The 1,425-nt window shown below is 54.6% G+C and carries 1 protein-coding gene; it reads right to left on the bottom strand.

Annotation, left to right across the window (positions count from 1 at the left end):
- Positions 1-42: 42 nt before the first annotated feature.
- Positions 43-1,425 (bottom strand): IS1182 family transposase (locus C8N45_RS22920; RefSeq protein WP_108389378.1); only part of this gene is annotated, 1,383 nt, incomplete at its 5' end.

Raw genomic sequence — 1,425 nt, 5'->3', positions numbered from 1 at the left:
GCAGAAATAGCTGTTCCAAATCTGGCGCGGGCACCTTTCCTATCACGCTTTGCGCGTTTGCTGCGGTGCAGGAAAGATCTTGGCTAGTTTGCGGAGGTTTTGGGCGGTGGCGGCGAGGAGGAATTCGTCATTTGCACCGCATGGGCCGCGTAATCTGAGCCGTCCCAGCCTGAGGATACGTTTGAGGTGAGCGAAGAGCATCTCGACCTTCTTCCTGAGCCGCATCGAGACTTTGTATTGCTTGGTTTTGGCAATATCGCGGGCAACCTGACGGGCATCTTCATGTTCCTCACGTGTGATCTTGCGGGCATCTGCTTTGGGGCAGCACTTCATCTTCGATGGGCACGCTTGGCAGGTGTGTTTTAACGCCTGATACTTGGCGACACCTTTTCCGTTGGGGCCACGGTTGGGATCTGAGTAGTTGCGACGAAACTGCTTGAGCGGCTCGCCTTCAGGACAAATGTACTGATTGTTTTCTGGGTCCCATTCGAATTCGGTACGGGACCATGTGCCGTCTGTCCGACCCGCTTTATCCAGAACAGGAATGTGGGGTTTGATGTCGCGATCAACGAGCCACCCCAACATCGGCCCTGATCCATAGGCACTGTCTGCGATTAGCCGTTCTGGATCAATATCATGTTGCTCCTTGATCCGATCCAACATGGTGCGCACAGAGCCAACTTCAGCCTGTCGAATTGATCTGGTGCCTTCGACATCCACGATGACGCTGTGGTCGGTGTCGATCAGGTAGTTGGTGGAATAGCTAAAGAATGCTGGACCTTTGCGCGCTGCAGTCCACTGACTGCTTGGGTCTGAGTGCGACGTAAACTTCGGCTCCACCTCTGATGCTGCCCCAAAAGCAGCATCGTCTAAGACGTTCAGATACTCTTTAACCGCGCGCGGCGCGTCTGCGGGATCAATGGCGCTAATGTCCCAGGCTTCTTTTGGTGTCGAGTTCTGATTGTTGGCGTCAGCTTCAATCAAACTGGCATCTGCCGCAAGGCGCTGTCCACTCACCAAGCCGTCAGCGATGCATCGTGCCACGGTCTTCTCGAACAGATACCGTAGCAACGCGCTTTCACGGAAACGCCCGTGCCGGTTCTTGGAAAAGGTTGAGTGGTTCGGCACAGGATCGGACAATTCAAGGCGACAGAACCAGCGATATGCAAGGTTCAGATGCACCTCTTCGCACAACCGGCGCTCTGACCTGATACCAAAGCAATAGCCGACCAATAGCATTCGGATCAGCAGTTCAGGGTCAATCGACGGGCGGCCTGTGTGGCTGTAAAACGCGGCCAAATGCTGCCGTATGTCATCCAGATCCACGAACCGATCAATCGACCGCAGCAGATGATCTTGTGGGACATGATCCTCTAGCGAGAACTCATAGAACAGCGCCGCCTGTGCTTCCTGCTTCAGTCCCAT

Origin of the sequence: Yoonia sediminilitoris (genome assembly GCF_003058085.1) — a bacterium.
Taxonomy (GTDB): Bacteria; Pseudomonadota; Alphaproteobacteria; order Rhodobacterales; family Rhodobacteraceae; genus Yoonia; species Yoonia sediminilitoris.
This window is presented reverse-complemented; position numbering and strand designations above follow the sequence as displayed.